18 protein-coding genes are annotated in these 18,111 nt (G+C 37.3%); 17 read left to right on the plus strand and 1 reads right to left on the minus strand.

Annotated elements, in window-relative coordinates; genetic code table 11:
• The first annotated feature begins 59 nt into the window (after positions 1-59).
• The 15 genes from ACW2QC_RS02410 to glnA all read left to right on the plus strand — a co-directional run bounded on the left by ACW2QC_RS02410 (position 60) and on the right by glnA (position 16,152).
• Positions 60-857, plus strand: coding sequence for a TIGR00282 family metallophosphoesterase (locus ACW2QC_RS02410; RefSeq protein WP_457542391.1), 798 nt, complete (start codon positions 60-62; stop codon positions 855-857).
• 105 nt (positions 858-962) lie between these two features.
• Entirely contained in the window at positions 963-1,223 is a 261-nt protein-coding gene (spoVS, locus tag ACW2QC_RS02415) for a stage V sporulation protein SpoVS (RefSeq protein WP_028782854.1), read from the plus strand.
• Between the two features lie 287 nt (positions 1,224-1,510).
• Positions 1,511-3,079, plus strand: a complete 1,569-nt coding sequence (gene miaB / locus ACW2QC_RS02420) for a tRNA (N6-isopentenyl adenosine(37)-C2)-methylthiotransferase MiaB (RefSeq protein WP_457542392.1) — start codon at positions 1,511-1,513, stop codon at positions 3,077-3,079.
• A 2-nt stretch (positions 3,080-3,081) separates the two neighbouring features.
• Positions 3,082-3,510: a RicAFT regulatory complex protein RicA family protein gene (locus ACW2QC_RS02425; protein ID WP_457542393.1), complete on the plus strand. Its 429-nt coding sequence runs from the start codon at positions 3,082-3,084 to the stop codon at positions 3,508-3,510.
• A 156-nt stretch (positions 3,511-3,666) separates the two neighbouring features.
• Positions 3,667-4,239 (plus strand): outer spore coat protein CotE, encoded by a 573-nt coding sequence (gene cotE, locus ACW2QC_RS02430; RefSeq protein ID WP_457542394.1) that lies wholly within the window; start codon positions 3,667-3,669, stop codon positions 4,237-4,239.
• Between the two features lie 131 nt (positions 4,240-4,370).
• A complete protein-coding gene (gene mutS / locus ACW2QC_RS02435; protein WP_457542639.1) occupies positions 4,371-6,950 on the plus strand; it encodes a DNA mismatch repair protein MutS in 2,580 nt (859 codons plus the stop codon).
• Positions 6,951-7,000: 50 nt separating this feature from the next.
• Positions 7,001-8,857 (plus strand): DNA mismatch repair endonuclease MutL, encoded by a 1,857-nt coding sequence (gene mutL, locus ACW2QC_RS02440; protein WP_457542395.1) that lies wholly within the window; start codon positions 7,001-7,003, stop codon positions 8,855-8,857.
• 57 nt (positions 8,858-8,914) lie between these two features.
• Positions 8,915-9,364 (plus strand): Dps family protein, encoded by a 450-nt coding sequence (locus ACW2QC_RS02445; RefSeq protein WP_457542396.1) that lies wholly within the window; start codon positions 8,915-8,917, stop codon positions 9,362-9,364.
• A 23-nt stretch (positions 9,365-9,387) separates the two neighbouring features.
• Positions 9,388-10,320 (plus strand): tRNA (adenosine(37)-N6)-dimethylallyltransferase MiaA, encoded by a 933-nt coding sequence (gene miaA, locus ACW2QC_RS02450; RefSeq protein ID WP_457542397.1) that lies wholly within the window; start codon positions 9,388-9,390, stop codon positions 10,318-10,320.
• A 38-nt stretch (positions 10,321-10,358) separates the two neighbouring features.
• Entirely contained in the window at positions 10,359-10,583 is a 225-nt protein-coding gene (gene hfq, locus ACW2QC_RS02455) for an RNA chaperone Hfq (RefSeq protein ID WP_457542398.1), read from the plus strand.
• A 158-nt stretch (positions 10,584-10,741) separates the two neighbouring features.
• Positions 10,742-11,650: a stage V sporulation protein K gene (gene spoVK, locus ACW2QC_RS02460; protein ID WP_457542399.1), complete on the plus strand. Its 909-nt coding sequence runs from the start codon at positions 10,742-10,744 to the stop codon at positions 11,648-11,650.
• Between the two features lie 134 nt (positions 11,651-11,784).
• Positions 11,785-13,020, plus strand: coding sequence for a GTPase HflX (gene hflX, locus ACW2QC_RS02465; protein WP_457542400.1), 1,236 nt, complete (start codon positions 11,785-11,787; stop codon positions 13,018-13,020).
• A gap of 7 nt (positions 13,021-13,027) precedes the next feature.
• Positions 13,028-14,272: a methionine gamma-lyase family protein gene (locus tag ACW2QC_RS02470; RefSeq protein ID WP_457542401.1), complete on the plus strand. Its 1,245-nt coding sequence runs from the start codon at positions 13,028-13,030 to the stop codon at positions 14,270-14,272.
• A 131-nt stretch (positions 14,273-14,403) separates the two neighbouring features.
• Positions 14,404-14,778: a MerR family transcriptional regulator gene (locus tag ACW2QC_RS02475; RefSeq protein WP_457542402.1), complete on the plus strand. Its 375-nt coding sequence runs from the start codon at positions 14,404-14,406 to the stop codon at positions 14,776-14,778.
• 36 nt (positions 14,779-14,814) lie between these two features.
• The gene (gene glnA / locus ACW2QC_RS02480) at positions 14,815-16,152 is read left to right on the plus strand and encodes a type I glutamate--ammonia ligase (RefSeq protein WP_457542403.1); all 1,338 of its coding nucleotides are present in this window, start codon (positions 14,815-14,817) and stop codon (positions 16,150-16,152) included.
• Between the two features lie 39 nt (positions 16,153-16,191).
• On the opposite strand, the gene lexA is transcribed toward glnA, so the two are convergent.
• Positions 16,192-16,815, minus strand: a complete 624-nt coding sequence (gene lexA / locus ACW2QC_RS02485) for a transcriptional repressor LexA (RefSeq protein WP_457542404.1) — start codon at positions 16,813-16,815, stop codon at positions 16,192-16,194.
• 287 nt (positions 16,816-17,102) lie between these two features.
• Between lexA and ACW2QC_RS02490 the strand changes: the two genes are divergently transcribed.
• Complete coding sequence (locus ACW2QC_RS02490) at positions 17,103-17,768, plus strand: YneB family resolvase-like protein (RefSeq protein WP_457542405.1); 666 nt, start codon at positions 17,103-17,105, stop codon at positions 17,766-17,768.
• 85 nt (positions 17,769-17,853) lie between these two features.
• Complete coding sequence (locus ACW2QC_RS02495; protein ID WP_457542406.1) at positions 17,854-18,087, plus strand: DUF896 domain-containing protein; 234 nt, start codon at positions 17,854-17,856, stop codon at positions 18,085-18,087.
• The last annotated feature ends 24 nt before the right edge of the window (positions 18,088-18,111 follow it).

Below are 18,111 nucleotides of genomic sequence, written 5' to 3' on the forward strand. Positions count from 1 at the left end.
ACCCTGATTTTTATCCTTCCTTCAGCACACACTTATACTAGATAGGATGATTAAGACAGATGAAAATATTATTTATTGGTGATGTAGTAGGCTCACCAGGACGAGATATGGTACAAGAATATTTACCAAAATTAAAGGAAAAATACCGCCCGCATATGACAATTGTGAACGGAGAAAATGCGGCATCTGGGAAAGGGATTACAGAAAAAATTTATAAGCAGTTTTTAGAATGGGGTGCTCAAGTGATTACAATGGGTAATCATACTTGGGACAAAAAAGACATATTTGAGTTCATTGATGATGCCAAATACATGGTTCGTCCAGCTAACTTTCCGGAAGATACACCCGGAAAAGGTTTGGTTTTCTATAATTTAAATGGTACGGAAATAGCTGTTATTAACATGCAAGGACGAACCTTCCTACCGCCTCTTGATGATCCGTTTCGAAAAATAGATAAATTAATAGCTGAGGCACAAAAGCGGACGAATATCATTTTTCTTGATTTTCATGCGGAAGCAACGAGTGAAAAACAAGCAATGGGCTGGTATGTCGATGGAAGAGTTAGTGCAGTCGTTGGTACACATACACATACACAAACAGCTGATGACCGCATTTTACCTCAAGGTACAGCATATATTACGGATGTAGGGATGACTGGACCATATGATGCTATTTTAGGTACAGAAAGGCAAGCAGTTCTGAATAAATTCCTCACAAATTTGCCTGTGCGTTTTGAAGTCGATAAAAAGGGAAGAACACAATTAAATGGATTTTTAGTGACAATTAACGATAAAACCGGTCTTGCTTCCAATGTAGAGCGTATTTTAATCAATGATGACCATCCTTTTTTTAGTTGAAATTTGAATTATTCGAATTCTTCCTGCATAATAAGGTAATAAGCTATCATCTCCAAGAATATAGTAGCAGTAGAACTACATTAGCAAATGAAGGAGGTACTAGTAATGGAAATATTAAAAGTGTCAGCTAAATCAAGTCCAAATTCAGTAGCAGGTGCACTCGCAAACGTCTTACGAGAACGTGGCTCAGCGGAAATTCAAGCAATCGGCGCAGGTGCATTAAACCAAGCCGTGAAGGCAGTAGCCATTGCCAGAGGATTTGTAGCACCAAGTGGAGTTGATCTGATTTGTATTCCAGCCTTTACCGACATTATGATCGATAATGAAGAACGTACAGCAATTAAACTGATTGTAGAACCTAGATAATGAATCATTATAAGAGGTTGTTCAAAAGGTAACCAAATAATAAGCGGCGAATCTCTTCGTTGGCTTGCTTCTAATTTGGCAATTTTTTGAACACGATTTATAAAATAAGTGTTGCGTGAATACGTAGCACTATTTTTATGTGCATTTTTGGTAGCCTTCCTGTTTACAAAAGGTTTTTGTTTGCGATCATGGTTCATGTATTGTTTAATTTAAATATAAGCTTTATACTGTAATAATGTACGAAAATTGATAGTAAATACGTTTTATATAAAGAAAGGAGTCTCGTTATGAATGAACAACAACGAAAAGAACAAGCGCAAATTAAACAGGTAGATGCCGCGGACAAAAAATCCGGACAGGACAAACCATTAAGCGAAAAAACAAGTGTGGATTTTGCGAAATACTTTGAAACGACCTATGAACCGCCAAATCTTAATAAAGCACGTAAACGCGGTCGGGATAAAGTAAACGTTCATTATGATTTTGGCATTCCAGAAGACATGGAGAACATTGGAAAAGGGAAAAAGTTTCTTATCCGTACATATGGCTGTCAGATGAATGAACACGATACAGAAGTTATGGCGGGTATTTTAACAGATATGGGCTATGAGTCAACTTCTGACACAAATGAAGCGGATATTATTTTATTAAATACATGTGCGATACGGGAAAATGCCGAAAACAAAGTATTTGGCGAGATCGGTCACTTAAAACCATTAAAACTGGAAAAACCAGATTTAATTTTAGGTGTTTGTGGGTGTATGTCACAAGAGGAATCTGTTGTGAATAAAATCATGAAGAAACATCAACATGTAGATTTGATTTTTGGAACGCACAACATCCATCGTCTTCCACAGTTAGTGAAAGAAGCTATGTTTGGCAAGGAAAAAGTTGTTGAGGTATGGTCCAAAGAAGGCGATATTATTGAAAACCTACCGAAAGCACGTAAAGGAAAAATTAAAGCATGGGTGAATATTATGTATGGCTGTGACAAGTTCTGTACATATTGTATTGTACCGATGACTCGTGGGAAAGAGCGCAGTCGCAGGCCAGAGGATATTATTCAGGAAATTCGCCATCTGGCTGCACAGGGCTATCAGGAAGTGACATTACTTGGCCAAAATGTGAATGCCTACGGGAAAGACTTCGAGGATATGACATATGGGCTAGGGGATTTAATGGATGATATCCATAAAATTGATATTCCACGTGTTCGTTTTACAACGTCACACCCGCGTGATTTTGATGATCGCTTAATCGAAGTACTTGCCCAAGGTGGTAATCTGCTTGACCATATTCACTTACCTGTTCAATCTGGCAGTAGTGAAGTGTTAAAGAAAATGAACCGCAAATATACTCGGGAAGACTATTTAGAATTGGTCCGTAAAATCCGAAAAGCTATGCCAAACGCTACATTAACAACCGATATCATCGTTGGCTTTCCAAATGAAACAGAGGAACAATTTGAGGAAACAATGACACTCGTTGAAGAAGTTGGTTTTGAAGCGGCATATACATTTATTTATTCACCTCGCGAAGGTACACCAGCAGCGCGCAAAAAGGATGATGTGCCGGAAGAAGTGAAAAAGCAACGACTCTATCGTTTGAATGACCTTGTAAATAAACAATCAGCCGAATCAATGAAACAATACGATAAAAAAATCGTTAAAGTACTTGTTGAGGGTGAGAGTAAAAAAGACCCGGATGTTCTTGCTGGCTACACAGAAAGAAACAAACTGGTAAACTTTAGAGGACCAAAATCAGCAATCGGAAAAATCGTTGAAGTGGAAATAACAGAAGCGAAAACATGGTCATTAAATGGTATAATGGTAGAAAATACAGTTGAGGTGAATTAAATATGGCTGAATATACACGCACTCAAATATTAGACCAAGCAAAAAAATTAGCAGGAATGCTTGCAAATACAGAAGAAATTGATCGTTTTAAACAAGTTGAAGCTAAGATTAACGAAAATAAAAAGGTACAACGATTAATCAATAAGATTAAAACGCTACAGAAACAAGCAGTTAATTTTCAAGCATATGAAAAAAAGGAAGCGTTGAAAAAAGTGGAGGAAGAAATTGATCGCCTACAAGCTGAGATCGATGAAATTCCTGTTGTACAAGAATTTAAAGAAACGCAAATTGTCGTAAATGATGTATTACAACTCGTTTCCGGTACAATTGCCAGAGAAGTGACAAATAATGTCATTGAATCAACTGGTGGTGACCTGCTTTCAGGTGAAACTGGTTCCAAGGTGAATAACGGCTCTGCATGTAGTCATTAATTAGAAATCCAAGCGGGGTGCGCTCACACTCACTTGGATTTCTTGTTCGTAACCTTCCACATTGTATCGTTCTTTTTGCTTTCATAGAATCAGTTATGCACTTTAGGTATTTGTCTTGCATAAAATGACTATGAGAAAAAGGAGGTATACGTAATTATGAGTTTTCTTGATCAAGAATATAGAGAAATCATTACGAAAGCCGTTTGTGGAAAGGGACGAAAATTTACGCAAGCAACGCATTCTGTAACACCATCACATAGGCCATCAAGCATACTCGGTTGTTGGGTAATTAATCATTTGTATAATGCCAAGAAAAAATCGGAGGATACGGTTGAGGTAAATGGTAGCTACGATATTAACATTTGGTATTCGTACAATGATAATACAAAAACAGAAGTCGTAACAGAGCGAGTAACTTACTGTGATTATATTCCGTTATCTGTTAAGGATGACAACTGTTTAAACGATGACTATGATGTAATTTGCAAAGTGGTACAACAGCCTAACTGTTTAGAATGCAAAATTGCGAATCAAGGTCACAAAATCGTTGTTGAAATTGAGCGTGAATTTGTTGTGCAAATAATTGGTGAAACAAAAGTCAACGTTCGCGTTAGTCCAAAAGAGCACGATTATGATGATGACGATGATTGGGGTTTTGATATTACAGATGATGAACTAAGTGATGTAAATCCTGACTTCCTGAACGAAAGCAGTAGTAGTAAAGACTAGATAACTTACGAGGGATAAATTCTCTCGTAAGTTTTTTCTTTTCAAGTCAGTGCGTGTTATCCAGTCGCTTCAAGATTGTAATTTATGCTATAATGGTACAATATATATTCGGTTTTTTTGGAGGATTAATGATGACAAAATATACACCAATGATGGAGCAATATTTACAAATAAAGGCTGAGCATAAGGATGCTTTTTTATTTTTTCGCCTAGGTGACTTTTATGAAATGTTTTTTGATGACGCAACTAAGGCTGCAAGGGAGCTTGAGATTACGCTAACAAAACGGGATGCAGGACAGAAAGAACCGATTCCAATGTGTGGTGTACCCTATCATTCAGCGGACAATTACATAAAAAATTTAATTGAGAAAGGTTATAAGGTAGCAATATGTGAGCAAGTGGAAGATCCGAAAGTTGCTAAAGGTGTCGTGAAACGAGAAGTTGTGCAACTAATAACCCCTGGTACAGTCATGGAGACGAACATGCTGAGTGAACGGGAAAATAACTATATTGCTAGTCTTTCCCATTTTCAAGATGGGACATTTGTCATTGTCTATAATGATTTATCTACCGGTGAAAATCGGCTGGCAATGGTTACACATGGATGGGAATCAGTTATTCACGAATTGTATAATCAACCAATTAAAGAGATTGTTATTTCGTCTAGCCTGCCCGAAAATTGGCAGCACGATTTACAATCAAAACTAAATGTCACATTATCTTTTCAGGATGAAATCACCTTTAACGGCGAATATCGTAATCTATGTGATGATTTAAATGATGAACGTTTAATGGAAGCCTTCAGCCGGCTATTGAATTATATCCAGCACACACAAAAACGTTCGCTTGATCATTTACAGCCTGCCAAAGTGATTAAGCTAAACGATTATTTGTCATTGGATATGTACTCCAAGCGCAATCTGGAATTAACGGAAACAATTATAAAAAAGGGAAAACATGGCAGTCTGTTGTGGGTATTAGATCGGACGGTTACAGCAATGGGATCAAGACTATTAAAGAAATGGCTAGAACGCCCATTGATCAATCAGCAACTAATCGAAGAGCGCCTCGAGATTGTTGATGGATTTTATCAAGGATTTATGGAACGGGATTCATTACGAGAATCATTAAAGTCTGTTTATGATTTGGAACGACTGGCAGGAAGAATTGCCTATGGAAATGTGAATGCGCGTGATTTAATCCAGCTTAAACAGTCACTTAAAAAAATACCTGAATTACAAGCTGTTTTACAACAATTTCCTCAAAAACAGATTAAAGATTTACGTAATGCTATTCATTGGCCGGAGCAAATTGTTGCAATGCTAGAAACTAGTTTAGTAGATGATCCACCTATTTCAATCAAAGAGGGTGGTATCATCAAAGATGGCTATAACGAAACGTTAGATACGTATCGTGATGCATCACGGAATGGGAAAAAGTGGATTGCGGAATTAGAACAAAAAGAAAAGCAGGAAACAAACATCAAATCGTTAAAAATTGGCTATAATCGAGTGTTTGGCTATTATATTGAAGTTACTAAAGCTAATTTACATTTATTGCCTGAGGGAAGATATGAACGTAAACAAACTCTAACAAATGCAGAGCGCTACATTACACCTGAATTAAAAGAAAAGGAACAACTTATCCTGGAAGCGGAAGAAAAAAGTGTTGAGCTGGAATATAATTTGTTTATTGAAATTCGTGAACAATTAAAAGAACAAATACCAGTATTACAGGAATTGGCAGATGTTGTTAGTCGAATTGATGTATTACAAGCATTTGCAACCGTTAGTGAGGCAAATAATTATAAACGTCCACAGTTCGTTAAAAATAACCTGTCAATAAACAATGGTCGACATCCGGTAGTGGAACAGGTCATGAAAGAAGGCTCGTTTGTACCGAATAATATTAAACTTGACAAAGAAACAGAGGTACTTCTTATAACGGGACCAAATATGTCCGGGAAAAGTACGTTTATGCGACAACTAGCATTAACTGTTATCATGGGGCAAATTGGTTGTTTTGTGCCATGTGATGAAGCTGATTTAATTATTTTCGATCAAATTTTTACTAGGATAGGAGCAGCGGATGATTTAGTGTCTGGCCAAAGTACTTTTATGGTTGAAATGCTTGAAGCAAACCATGCTATTGCGAATGCAACGGATAAAAGTTTAATCTTATTGGATGAAATTGGACGAGGTACAAGCACTTATGATGGTATGGCATTAGCTCAAGCTATCGTAGAGTATATTCACAACAATATTCATGCAAAAACACTTTTCTCAACCCATTATCATGAACTAACAGCGTTGGAAGATTCCTTGGGTAAGTTAAAAAATATTCATGTACGTGCAGAAGAACATGAAGGAAATGTCGTGTTTCTTCACCAGATAATGGATGGTGCAGCAGACGAGAGTTATGGAATTCACGTTGCAAAACTTGCCAATTTACCTGAAGCATTGATTGATCGAGCAAGTTCGATTCTGCGTGAATTTGAGGATGTTGATCAAGAGGAACAAACGACCAAAAGTCATGATTCCAATCAATTATCATTTTTTGTTGAAGAAAATCAGCCTGCGAAAAAGAAAGACATAGAAAAGCAAGATTCTGTCGTAGAGCAAGCATTAGCAAATCTTGATTTATTCGGCATGACACCGTTAGATGCTATGAATGAATTATACCGATTGCAAAAGCTAACAAAGCAAAACTAAACTAAAGTGGAAGATTACAGAGTTGGAATGCTTTAGAAAGGATAGGTAATATGAAGATTTTTCAAATGCCTGATGCGCTTGCAAACAAAATAGCAGCTGGGGAAGTGGTAGAACGTCCGGCATCTGTCGTAAAAGAGTTGATTGAAAATAGTATTGATGCGAATAGTACTTGGATAAAAGTAGAAATACAAGAAGCGGGATTACAGCAAATTAAGATCATCGATGACGGGGATGGCATGTCGGAAGCGGATTGTGAGACAGCTTTTTTACGACATGCCACAAGCAAAATTAAAAATGAATCAGATTTATTCCATGTCAAAACACTTGGCTTTCGTGGAGAAGCATTAGCGAGTATTGCAGCTGTCAGTCGATTGTCAGTAAAAACGTCACAAGGTGATGCAGCAGGGACAGTGCTAGAAATCGAAGGTGGTAAAGTTATTGATAAGCGAAAAAGCGATGCCCGGAAAGGATCGGAAATTGTTGTTAAGGATTTATTTTTTAATACACCGGCACGGTTAAAATACATGAAAACAATTCATACGGAACTCGGTCATATTACTGATTTACTAAATCGGTTAGCATTGTCACATCCATCGATAAGGTTTGAAGCAACCCATAATGACAAGCAGCTTTTTAAAACAAACGGGAACGGGGATCTTTTGCAGGTTATCGCCCATGTGTACGGAATGAGTGTTGCAAAGAAAATGTTGCCAATCAAGCATGAAACACTTGATTTTTCCATTGAGGGCTATATTGCCAAACCAGAAGTTACCCGTGCATCACGATCCTATATTTCGACAATCATTAATGGGCGCTATATTAAAAGTATTCCACTATCAAAAGCCATCATTAAAGGATATCATACGCTGTTACCGATCGGCCGCCAACCAATTGTCGTGCTTACAATCAATATGGATCCGATCTTAGTTGATGTAAATGTACACCCGGCAAAACTTGAGGTTCGGTTTAGTAAGGATAAAGAATTATTCACCGCTATCGAAGAAACAATTCAAGGAGCATTCCGAAAGACAACGTTAATTCCTGAATTGGAACGAAAAGAAAAGCAACAACCGCCAAAATCCATACAAAACACGATAACATTTGATGATGTTCCAAAATCTGAATCACCAATGAACTGGAATACGGAAAAACAGGTGAATGAAACACAGATACCATTTGCCACAAGTTATGATAAAGGCGCACCGGAATTGGATTTTCAAGATGTAAGTTTTGATCAACAGCAAGTATCAGATCAGCCACCTGATCAACCAGTTGAAGAAGAAAAGCTTACACTCCATGAGCCACCAGTTAAAGTAGGACGAGAACGTGTACCAACTATGTACCCGATCGGCCAATTACAAGGAACGTATATTATGGCACAAAATGAAAACGGGCTATACATGATTGATCAGCATGCGGCACAGGAACGAATTAAATATGAGTTTTTTAAAGAGAAATTGGGAAAAACAACGAATGAATCACAAGCATTATTACTTCCATTAACATTTGATTTCTCCAAGCAGGAAGCTATCTTTATTGAGCAATACAAAGAAGAACTGGAGAAAGTCGGTTTATTTTTTGAGCCATTTGGTAATCAGAGCTATATTATCCGCTCCCATCCAAATTGGTTTCCACAAGGCTTTGAAGAGGAAGTTATTCGTGAGATGATCGCACAAATCATGAACGAGGAAAAAATTAATATTGAAGCGATTAGAGAAGATGCTGCCATTCTAATGTCGTGCAAACGATCGATTAAAGCAAATCATTACTTGAATCAAGATGATATGTTTCGCTTATTAGAAGACTTGCGTTCAACAACAGACCCATTCACATGCCCACATGGAAGACCGATAATTGTTCATTTTTCCACGTATGAACTGGAGAAAATGTTCAAAAGGGTTATGTAAGGATGTATAAACAGAATAGATCTCGTCTAAGCTAGTAGAAAATGCGAGGTGTGTTTTGTGGATAATCAGCGTTTAATTAATTTTTTAAATCAATTACTGTCCAATTATTTCGTTATGTACGTAAAATTGCATCGGTATCATTGGTATGTTCAAGGAAGACATTTCTTTCAATTACATGCTCAGTTTGAAGAAATGTATAGTGTAGCAGCTCATGACCTAGATGAAATTGCAGAACGTATATTAATGATTAATGGGAAACCTTTGGCAACGATGAGTAAATATTTGAAAGAAGCGACACTTGAAGAGGCAACTGCAGATGATAAAGAAAATGAAATCATTGCACAATTGCGTCGTGATTACGAACAATTAATTGTTGAAATAAAAAAAGAGGGATTGCCCTTAGCTGAAGAAACCAGGGACGAGCCAACAAGTGATCTCTTAATTGGTTTGCAAGCAAAATTAGAGAAATACGTTTGGATGCTCCGGGCCTTTCAAGCATATGAATAATCGAATAACGTAGGGGAATGAGGATGAAACAAAATGTCATCGCAGTGGTTGGTCCTACTGCAGTTGGGAAGACAAAATTGAGTATTGAAATCGCTAAATCCTTTCATGGTGAAGTGATTAGTGGGGATTCTATGCAAGTTTACAAAGGAATGAATATTGGTACTGCGAAAGTAACGAGTACACAAATGCAGGGAATCCCTCATTATATGTTAGACATTAGGAAGCCAGATGAAGTTTTTTCTGTCGCTGACTACCAGACATATGTTCAACAGTATATCGAACAGATTTCCGAAAATAGCCATTTGCCAATTATAGTAGGTGGAAGCGGATTATATATCCAAGCAGCATTATATAACTACAATTTTTCCGAACAAAGAAGAGACAAGGAACTTACCGGACAATTGGAAAAGGTTATTCAAACGGAAGGTCCATACAAACTACACAATTACTTAAAGAAAGTGGATCCAGAACAAGCGGAAAAAATACACCCTAATAATCACCGCCGATTGATACGGGCAATTGAAATCTATGAAACAACTGGAAAAACAATGTCAGAAAATACGCGAGAGCAAGAACAATCTCCGTATGATCCTATTTTTATAGGATTGGAGATGGACCGGGAGTCATTGTATCAGCGCATTAATGAACGAGTTGATAGTATGATGGAACAGGGACTGTTAGAAGAAGTTAAAAACTTATATTCTTTAGGTTTTGAAAATGAACAGTCAATGCGGGGGATTGGGTATAAAGAGTTTATTCCTTATTTGAAAGGGGAACAAAGCCTTGATACGTCAATCGACATTTTAAAACGTAATTCTAGAAGGTTTGCCAAACGACAGTATACATGGTTTAAAAATAAAATGAATGTACATTGGTATACCGTTACACCAGACTCAATTGATGAAAAATTTCGAACTATTTTAAATGATTTAGCAGGAATCTTAGAAGAAAAGTAGAAGTAGTATATATACAGATAGAAAGAGGAGGAAATGCGATGGCACAATCAGTAAACATTCAGGATAATTATTTAAATCAGCTTAGAAAGGATCACATTTCAGTTACCATATTTTTAACAAATGGATTCCAACTGCGAGGAATTGTGAAGGCCTTCGATAACTTCACTGTATTATTTGAAACAGATGGAAAGCAACAACTTATATTTAAACACGCAATTTCAACATTTGCACCTGTTAAAAACGTGGCACTAGAAAAAGAATAAGAAAAATTTAACGGACACTCTCCATGGGTGTCCGTTTTGCGTGATTTAGTAAATAATAACCGCTTCTGGTATCTAATTTCTGTTATGGGCGTTTGTCACACCTATTTTACAAAACGCGTATACTAAAGTGACGAAGGGGTGATGAAGTGGAAACGCAAATGGTACGCAATAAAAATGGGCAAATCAATATTGTTTTCCACGATAAAAAGACCGTGAAAATTGAGAGCGGTACGGAGATAAATCATGTTAAAAATGGCCCATTTACACATATTGATCAGGAATTCTCATCCTTCATTGGTATGGAAAAATTAAAAAAAACCATTAAAGAAATATATGCCACGATTGTAATCAACGAGAGACGTAAGCAAATGGGTCTTAACGGTACAAAGCAAGTGCTTCATATGTTATTTAAAGGAAATCCAGGAACAGGGAAAACAACAGTTGCAAGAAAGATTGCTAAACTATACTTTGAGATGGGTCTATTATCAAAAGGGCAATTTATAGAAGCAGAGCGCGCTGATTTGGTGGGGGAATATATCGGGCAAACCGCTCAAAAAACTCGCTCCATTATCCAAAAATCTATGGGTGGAATGTTATTTATTGACGAAGCTTATTCGTTAGCACGTGGTGGTGAAAAGGACTTTGGCAAGGAAGCAATCGATACACTCGTGAAACACATGGAGGATAATCATAACGACTTTGTTTTAATTTTAGCAGGATATCCGTATGAGATGGAGCGATTCTTATTGCTTAACCCAGGGCTTAAATCCAGATTTCCCTTCATTTTGGATTTCCAAGATTATGATGTTGATCAGCTTATGAATATCGCTAAACAGATGGTTTCACAACGGGAGTATCAGTTATCACAAGAGGCTGAATGGAAGTTACAAAATCATTTATCTAAGAAGACACGGGAAGCTGAACGTAATTTTTCAAATGCCCGATATGTAAGGAATGCAATTGAACATTCGATACGCAGGCATGCAGTAAGGGTGCTTTGTAATGACCACTACACAGCAGATGATTTAATCTTGTTAACTGGTAGCGATTTAGCTTTTACGGAGTAGTTATAGTGGTTCATAATAAAATAATCTTCATTCAGTTAAGTCTTTACTCCCTCCTAAATACTGGGATAAAATTGTGATGTGCTTTTTTCTTTGCTATGATATAGGCATGCCGTAAGAGAAAGAGGTTGATCAACATGCCAGAACAAATTATTATCATCGCTGTAAAAAAGCCAGAACAAAATGATGAGCGCTTTCAATCTTCTTTGGATGAATTAGTTTCTTTAAGTAAAACAGCAGGTGGAACGGTGAAAAAAGTAATCACACAAAATCGTAACCGAATTCACCCTGCTAACTATATTGGTGAAGGTAAAATGGAAGAAATAGCAGAAGAAATAAATGAACTGGAGATTGACTTAGTTATTTCCAATGATGAATTATCAGCTGGACAATCGCGAAACCTTGGGGAACGATTTGGTGTGCGAATCATTGACCGGAGTCAGCTGATTTTAGATATTTTCGCCCAACGCGCCCATACAAAAGAAGGGAAACTTCAAGTTGAATTGGCGCAGCTAGAATACATGCTTCCAAGGTTACACGGGCAAGGTATAGCAATGTCCCGTTTGGGCGCCGGTATTGGTACGCGTGGGCCAGGGGAAACAAAACTCGAAACGGATAGACGCCATATTAGGCGACGAATTTATGATATAAAACGTCGGTTAAAACTTGTTGTTGGCCAGCGTGAACAATACCGCAAACGCCGGAAATCAAATCATGTATTCCAAATTGCTATTGTCGGCTATACCAATGCAGGGAAATCGACTTTATTTAATCGGATAACAAAAAGTCATTCACTTGAGGAAGACCAATTATTTGCTACGCTTGATCCACTTACAAGGCAAATTCAGTTTCCATCTGGCTTCCATTCGTTGCTAACGGATACCGTTGGGTTTCTTCAAGACTTGCCGACGTCCTTAATTGCCTCTTTCCGTTCGACGCTTGAAGAAGTGATAGAAGCAGATTTTATTTTGCATATTGTTGATGTAGCACATCCGGATAAGGAACAGCAGCAAGACACGGTGCTTGATTTACTGCAAGATTTAGGTGCACGTACAATTCCGACATTAACAGTTTATAATAAAAAAGATTTACTAGAAGGGGATTTTATTCCTTCCAATCATCCAGCAATGCTTATTAGTGCTTATGACCAGGAAAATATTCAAGCTTTGTTAAGGAGAGTGGAAACGATTCTGAGAGATGAGTGGGAATGGTATAAAACAACACTTAACCCTGATCAAGGTAAATTACTTCAGCGTCTTGAGCATGAGACCATTATGGATGAGCGGCTTTATGACGAAGAGCTGATGAAATATAAAGTGAAGGGCTATATTCAAGAGAACCATCCATTAACAAGTCAATTAAAGGAGCAGTAATGTACGAATGATAGAACAACAAGCACAACAGGCAGAACTAGATGTGAAAAAGAAACATGACCAAATTAGTAAAACGGTAGAAGTGAATCAAAAACGGGTACTTGATGCATTTAAACATAACCGCGTAAGTGACAGTCATTTTCATTCAACAACTGGATATGGCTATGATGATGATGGCAGGGAAACATTAGAAGCAGTCTATGCGGAGGTATTTGGTGGAGAGGACGCATTAGTAAGGCCACAAATGGTATCTGGAACACATGCGATTTCGACTGCATTATTTGGATTGCTTCGACCTGGGGAAGAACTTGTTTATTTAACAGGTAAACCATATGATACGTTGGAATCGGTTATTGGCAAGCGTGGAGACAATACAGGATCATTAAAAGATTTTGGAATTGATTACAAGGAGGTAAACCTGAGGCAAGATGGCTCGATTGATTATGTGGAAGCAAATCGGTCCATTACACCGAAAACAAAGGTCGTTGGTATTCAACGATCAAAAGGCTATGATGATCGACCATCCTTTACAATTCAACAGATCGAGGAAATGGTGCGATTTGTAAAGGAAATAAATAACGAGATTATTGTATTTGTTGATAACTGTTATGGGGAGTTCGTTGAGAAGAGAGAACCATTACATGTTGGAGCTGATATAATCGCTGGTTCTTTAATAAAGAATCCTGGCGGTGGAATCGTTCGGGCCGGTGGGTATATTGCTGGTCGTAAAGAGCTTGTTTTACAATGTGGCAATCGATTAACAGCTCCAGGATTGGGTAAAGAAACTGGAGCCACATTACATATGTTGCAAGAGATGTACCAAGGATTTTTCTTAGCTCCACACGTTGTTGGGGAAGCATTAAAAGGTGCCATTTTTACAGCTCGATTTTTAGAACTAATTGGATATACAACACAGCCAGACTATCAAGCGGAACGAACTGATTTAATTCAATCGGTCACATTTAAAAGTGCAGAGGAAATGATTGCGTTCTGTCAAACCATTCAAATGAACTCACCGGTTAATTCATTTGTAACACCAGTACCTAGTCCAATGCCTGGTTATGAAGATGATGTTATTATGGCTGCGGGAACATTTATACAGGGGGCAAGTCTTGAATTAACAGCCGATGGACCGATAAGAGCCCCCTATACGGCGTATGTGCAAGGTGGTTTGACCTATGAGCATGTAAAGATTGCCTTGAAGGAAGCGGCTGTGAATCTTATTGAAAAAGGTTTTCTAACACTAAAATAGGGAAAAGAAAAAAGAGGTGGAAAGCCATCTCTTTTTTCTTTTAGCAATAATGTTAGGAAACCTTACATAGATTTGACACAATCCATAACAAAAGGTAAACTAATAGTATTAATCATGAAGGGGGTTCGAAAATGAACGATCAGGATAGACGTTCCATGCCCTTATTCTCGATAGGAATTGTAAAGAAATTAACGGAACTAACGGCAAGGCAAATTAGAAACTATGAAGAACATGGTCTTATTCAGCCTGAAAGAACATCAGGGAATCAACGTTTGTTCTCCTTTAATGATGTTGATCGATTATTGGAGATAAAAGACTTACTTGATAAAGGTATTAACTTAGCTGGTATTAAGCATTTGCTTATCACTAATAAACAGATGCAACAACAAAAGGAAACGTTATCTGAAAAAGAACTTAGAATTATGTTAAAGAATGAATTACATGAAGCTGGGAGAATGGGAAAATCTAGCTTAAGACAAGGTGAATTATCTAGGTTTTTTCAATAAAAATAAAGGTTGATTTGAAAGCTGGGAGGCTAACGAATGAGTTCAAAATTATCGAAGGAACAAATTTATCAAATAATAGAGGAGGAAAATGTTCGATTTGTACGCTTGCAATTTACTGACATGCTGGGAACAATTAAAAATGTTGAAATTCCGTTAAGCCAATTGGATAAAGCGTTAGACAATAAAATGATGTTTGATGGATCCTCAATCGAAGGATTTGTTCGAATTGAAGAATCAGATATGTACTTGCATCCAGATCTAGATACATTTGTCGTATTCCCATGGACATCTGACAAAGGAAAAGTTGCGCGATTTATTTGTGATATTTACAATCCAGATGGAACACCATTTGAGGGGTGCCCAAGGTATAATTTAAAACGAAATCTTAAAAAAATGGAAGAATTAGGTTACTCAGCGTTTAATATTGGCACAGAACCTGAATTCTTTTTATTTAAACTAGATGAACATGGTGACCCATCATTGGAATTGAACGATCGAGGCGGGTATTTTGATTTAGCTCCAACAGATTTAGGGGAAAATTGCCGTCGTGATATAGTTCTTGAATTGGAAGAAATGGGATTTAATATTGAAGCATCCCACCATGAAAGTGCGCCAGGCCAACATGAAATTGACTTCCAATATTCTGATGCAGTGAAACATTGTGATGATATTCAAACATTTAAGCTTGTTGTGAAGACAATTGCGAGAAAACATAACTTACACGCGACGTTTATGCCTAAACCATTATTTGGCGTTAATGGTTCAGGTATGCATGTGAATATGTCCCTGTTTAAGGATGGCGAAAATGTGTTCTTTGACAATGATGGGGATATGCAGCTAAGCGAAATAGCATATCAATTTACAGCTGGACTAATTAAACATGCTACAAGTTTTACTGCTGTGACAAATCCAACCGTAAATTCATACAAACGCTTAGTTCCGGGTTATGAGGCACCGAGTTATGTTGCATGGTCAGCGCAAAATCGAAGTCCATTAGTACGGATTCCGTTTTCAAGAGGATTAAGTACTAGGGTTGAACTTAGAAGTGTTGATCCCGCCGCAAACCCTTATATGGCAATGGCAGTACTTCTTGCATCAGGTCTTGACGGGATTACGTCAAAACTTACTCCACCAGAACCAGTAAACCGCAACATTTATGTAATGGATAAAGCAGAGCGTGAAAAAAATGGGATCAAAGATTTACCAGCAACATTGATGGACGCACTAGGTGAGTTGCAAAAAGATGAAGTTGTTTCAGTTGCATTAGGTGAGCATCTTTATGAGCATTTTATTGAGGCTAAAGAGATTGAATGGGACATGTTTAGAACGACCGTTCATCCATGGGAACGTGAGCAGTATTTAGCGTCTTATTAAAAAATCCCCTTGATACGTATATAACGTATCAAGGGTTTTTTAATGAATGTTCCGGTATAATCCAATTACTTTACCTAGAATCGTAACATTTTGATAGATTAACGGTTCCATTGTTGCGTTCTCAGGTTGCAAGCGAATATGATCTTTTTCCTTGAAGAATCGTTTTACTGTAGCTTCATCCTCGTCCGTCATTGCCACAACAATATCTCCGTTTAGAGCCGTGTTTTGTTGCTTTACAATAACCATGTCTCCATTTAATATCCCAGCTTCGATCATACTTTCTCCTTCGATTACTAGTACATATAAACTATCATCTGGCCCGGCGCTTGAGCTTGGAAGGGGGATGAATTCTTCAATATTTTCTACAGCAGTAATCGGGATTCCAGCGGTAACTTTACCTATAACCGGTGCATAGCGAGCCTCTTCTTTTGGTATATTATTCTCTTCTGACGGATTTAAAATTTCAATTGCTCTAGGTTTCGTTGGGTCTCTTCTAATATAGCCTTTACTCTCTATTCTTGCGAGATGACCGTGGACAGTAGAACTTGACGCAAGTCCAACTGCTTCAGCTATTTCTCTTACAGATGGTGGATAGCCTTTTTTGCTAACCTGGTCCTTAATAAAATCAAGAATCATTTGCTGTCTTTTGGAAAGTTTAGTCATTTAGCAAACACCTCACGCATATTATTTATTGATACTAGTTTATCACTAGAATCATAAATAAGCAAACGTTCGTTCGAAAATGTATTGACAAGATCGTACGTTCGATGTACTATACTAATAGACGAACAATAGTTCTTATCTTAATGAAGGAGCTGATTGATATGTTTGGAAAACTTACAAAAACAGATGTATTCTATCTTGTTACTTTTGCTTTAACATTGGGGTTCTTATACTTTTCAATGGTTACCAGCGCATAGTATACTGATATAAATGAAGGGGTAATTGGATTGAAAGCGATTCTTTATTGTCGGGTAAGTACAGATAAAAAAACTCAGGAAACATCTTTAGCACGACAAAAGCGGGAACTCATCAGTCTTGCAGCACGTTATGAATTCACTGTTGTTGATATAATCGAAGAGCAAGCAAGTGGCTATGATATCGACCGTGATGGTATATTTCAGCTACTTGACTACTTTTCTGCCAATAAAGCGGATTGTTTACTGATCCAGGACGAAACTAGGTTAGGGAGAGGGAATACAAAGATCGCGCTATTTCATCAACTGCATAAATTGAATATATCGATATATACTGCAATTCAGGACGGACAGCTGGAACTTTCCGAATCCGATTCAATGGTTTTACAAATTGTCGGGATCGTTGAAGAGTATCAGCGGAGAATTCACAATACAAAAATTAGACGGGGAATGAAAAAAGCCATCCATGAAGGTTATGATCCAAGTAAGAATTTAGCAAATCGCAATCAAGCACCTGGTAGGGAAAGAAAATCATTTCCTATTGAAGAAGTTGTCAAACTAAGACAAAAGAATTTAACCTTTGAGGAAATTGCTAATACATTAAATGGCATGGGACATTCAGTTTCCAAAGCAACGGTTCATCGAAGATATCAAGAACATCAAGAACAACAAGAACAACAAGAACATCTTAATGCTTGAAACAATTATAAAGGAAAGGTATCATGAAAAAGCAAGGACACATCATTGTTCTTGCTTTTTTTGTACGTTATAGGAGGTAATTTTTATGATAGCAAAAGAGAAATTAGATAGAATAAATAAACTGGCAAAAAAGTCGAAAAGTGAAGGGCTGACAGACAAAGAAAAAAAAGAACAAAAAGAGCTCAGGCAAGAATATTTACAAAACGTACGTAAATCCTTTAAAAATCAATTTAAAACAATGACCGTTGTTGACCGAGAAGGTAATGATGTGACACCACAGAAGCTGCGTGACTTTCAAGAAAAAAATAAAGGTCATTAACACATAATACAACTAAAGAAAAAG

The sequence above is a fragment of the Virgibacillus sp. FSP13 genome (assembly GCF_054048505.1).

Bases quoted from the DNA above. Each gene is read 5' to 3' on its own strand.
- ACW2QC_RS02410 (WP_457542391.1), top strand. From the start codon at position 60: ATGAAAATATTATTTATTGGTGATGTAGTAGGCTCACCAGGACGAGAT.
- miaB (WP_457542392.1), top strand. From the start codon at position 1,511: ATGAATGAACAACAACGAAAAGAACAAGCGCAAATTAAACAGGTAGAT.
- spoVK (WP_457542399.1), top strand. From the start codon at position 10,742: ATGGTACGCAATAAAAATGGGCAAATCAATATTGTTTTCCACGATAAA.
- ACW2QC_RS02425 (WP_457542393.1), top strand. From the start codon at position 3,082: ATGGCTGAATATACACGCACTCAAATATTAGACCAAGCAAAAAAATTA.
- spoVS (WP_028782854.1), top strand. From the start codon at position 963: ATGGAAATATTAAAAGTGTCAGCTAAATCAAGTCCAAATTCAGTAGCA.
- lexA (WP_457542404.1), bottom strand. From the start codon at position 16,815: ATGACTAAACTTTCCAAAAGACAGCAAATGATTCTTGATTTTATTAAG.
- ACW2QC_RS02495 (WP_457542406.1), top strand. From the start codon at position 17,854: ATGATAGCAAAAGAGAAATTAGATAGAATAAATAAACTGGCAAAAAAG.
- hfq (WP_457542398.1), top strand. From the start codon at position 10,359: ATGGCACAATCAGTAAACATTCAGGATAATTATTTAAATCAGCTTAGA.
- cotE (WP_457542394.1), top strand. From the start codon at position 3,667: ATGAGTTTTCTTGATCAAGAATATAGAGAAATCATTACGAAAGCCGTT.
- mutS (WP_457542639.1), top strand. From the start codon at position 4,371: ATGACAAAATATACACCAATGATGGAGCAATATTTACAAATAAAGGCT.
- ACW2QC_RS02475 (WP_457542402.1), top strand. From the start codon at position 14,404: ATGAACGATCAGGATAGACGTTCCATGCCCTTATTCTCGATAGGAATT.
- ACW2QC_RS02470 (WP_457542401.1), top strand. From the start codon at position 13,028: ATGATAGAACAACAAGCACAACAGGCAGAACTAGATGTGAAAAAGAAA.
- miaA (WP_457542397.1), top strand. From the start codon at position 9,388: ATGAAACAAAATGTCATCGCAGTGGTTGGTCCTACTGCAGTTGGGAAG.
- mutL (WP_457542395.1), top strand. From the start codon at position 7,001: ATGAAGATTTTTCAAATGCCTGATGCGCTTGCAAACAAAATAGCAGCT.
- glnA (WP_457542403.1), top strand. From the start codon at position 14,815: ATGAGTTCAAAATTATCGAAGGAACAAATTTATCAAATAATAGAGGAG.
- hflX (WP_457542400.1), top strand. From the start codon at position 11,785: ATGCCAGAACAAATTATTATCATCGCTGTAAAAAAGCCAGAACAAAAT.